The sequence below is a fragment of the Actinomadura sediminis genome (assembly GCF_042675525.1).
Taxonomy (GTDB): Bacteria; Actinomycetota; Actinomycetes; order Streptosporangiales; family Streptosporangiaceae; genus Spirillospora; species Spirillospora sediminis.
The window spans coordinates 1-2,291 of sequence record NZ_JBHTJA010000231.1; the positions used below are offsets into that span (position 1 = coordinate 1).

1 protein-coding gene and 1 pseudogene are annotated in these 2,291 nt (G+C 80.2%); both read left to right on the plus strand.

What is annotated here, in order from left to right:
• The coding region (locus tag ACFQ11_RS37540) for an AAA family ATPase (protein WP_378307700.1) at positions 1 to 1,641 on the plus strand (1,641 nt) is incomplete at its 5' end.
• Positions 1,642 to 1,857: 216 nt separating this feature from the next.
• Positions 1,858 to 2,291 (plus strand): annotated as a pseudogene (locus ACFQ11_RS37545) (hypothetical protein); the annotation flags it as partial.

Consider the following 2,291-nt stretch of genomic DNA (forward strand, 5'->3'; position numbering starts at 1 on the left):
CGGCTGCTGCGCGTCCCCGGCGTCCGCCCGGAGCAGGCCGACCACTTCGCCCGCGCCGTCCTCGGGCCGGACGTCCGCCCGGACGACCCGCGCCGCGGCGGGGCCCTCGCGCTGCACCTGCTCACCGGCGCGGCCCGCGACGGCCACACCGTCACGCCGCTGCCCGACGTGCTCGACGGGCTCGCGCGGCTCGGCGTCGCCGACCCGCGCCGGGCGGTCGAGGCCGCGCTGGACGAGGGCGAGGTCGTGCCGCTCACCGAGGAACCCGGGTTCGAGGAGGACTTCGGGGAGGACGGCGGGGACGCCGCGCCGCCCGAGCCCGAGGAGTCCCTCGGCGTCGCCCGGTGGGCGCTGGCCGAGGAGGCGGCGGCCGAGGGCCTGCAGCGGCTCGCCGTCACCGCCGGGCCGCTGCTGGACGACGCGGCCGTGCGGGACCTGCGCGCCCGCCTCGCCGAGGACCGCTCGCTCGCCCTCACCGCCGCGCTCGGCACCGGCGTCAGCATTCTGCGGGGCGCGCCCGGGGACCTCTCTCGCACCGCCGTCGGGATCGCGCGCGCCGCCGCGGCGCGGGGCGTGCGGGCCGCCGTCGCGGCGCCGACCGACCGCGCGGCCGCCGACCTGGCCGACGAACTGGCCGCCGACCCGCCGGCCGGGCCGGGCGACGCCGGGACCGGGCCGGTCATCGCGAGCCTGCACCGGCTGCTCGAGCCGGCCCACGACCCGTCCGCCGCGCCCGGGACGGTCGTCTACGGGCGCGGCGAGCAGCGCCCCTTCGACCTCGACCTGATCGTCGTCGCGGACGCCGCCGGGCTCGACGTCGAACTGTGCGCCGTGCTCGCCGAGGCGTGCCCCGACGGCGCCCACCTCGTGCTGTGCGGGGAGCCCGGCGCGCTGCCGCCCGCGGGGCCGGGCCGCCCGCTGGACGACCTGGAGGCGTCGGAGACCGTCCCGGTCGTGGAACTGGACGCGACGCCGCCCGGCGACCCCGTGGCCGCGCTGACCGAGGCCGTGCGGGCCGGGGACCTGCCCGCCGTGGACGCCCCCGGGCGGGAGGTCGTGATCGTCCCGGCCGCCGACCCTGGCGAGGCGGTGCACCGCGCCGTCCAGCTGGTGACCGACTCGATCCCCCGCGCGCTGGAGATCCCCGTGGCGGACGTCCAGGTCGTCGCGGTCGCGGCGGGCGGCCCGGCGGGCACCGGCGCGCTGAACGCCGCGCTGAAGGAGCGGCTGAACCCCGGGCCGGGCGCGTTCGGCGGGTTCGACGCGGGCGACCGGGTGGTGGTGGCGGCGCCGCTGCCGCACGCCGCGCTCGGCGAGACCGGCGTCGTGACGGGCGGCGGGCCGCACGGGCTCGACGTCGAGTTCCCCGGCGGCGCGGCCGTGCTGTCCCGCGCCGACGCGGCCCGGCTGCGGCACGGCTGGGCCGTCACCGCCGCGCAGGCCCGCGGGACCCGGCGGCCCGCCGTCGTGGCCGTCCTGCCGGACGCGGGCCTGTCGCGGCCGCTGGCCGTCACCACGTTCGGGCTGGCCGTGCGGCACCTGTCGGTGGTGCAGGCCGCCGGGCCCGCGCTGGCGCGCGCCGTCCGGGAGACCGGCGCCCCCGACCGGCGCACGCGGCTGGCTCGCCTCGTGACGCAGTGACGCGGGATGCGGTGACGCGGGATGCGGTGACGCGTGACGCCGAGACGCGGGCGCGGTGACGCGGGATGCGGTAAGCGTTCACTGTCGTCGAGGGTTTACGGAAGGCGTCCCCCGGGGCAGGATCGGTCCAAGTGGCGCGAAACTCACCGTGACGTCGTGTCCGCGCCCGCCACGGGCCCCGCGGGCACGGCGTCGACCCCCAGGCGGAGGAGCGACATGCCCGAACGGCGATCCGGAGCCAGGCGGCTCGTGCGCGCGGGAACGGCGTCGGCGGCGGCATCGGCGGCGATGTCGGCGGGCGCCCTGACCCTGCTGCTGACGGCCCCCGCCGCGCACGCGGCCGGGGCGGCCGAAGTGTGCAAGGAGGGAACCGACCCGGCGAGCACGATCGAGAACTGGAAGTGCCGGCTGGGGAACATCAGGGAGTCGCTCGCACCGAGCACCCCCTCCCCCACCCCGTCGGATCCCCCATCGTCGTCGGCGCCCGCGAAGCCGTCCGAGCCCGCCGACGCACGGAAGGAACCCGCACCCGAGCCGGAGCGGAGCGGCGGCGCGGGCAGCGGCGGGTCGGGCGGCGGCCGGCCGCCGCCCGACCCGCCGACGCCCGAGGGCCTCACCGGCCCGGCGGCGGACGCGCCGGGGGGCACGCG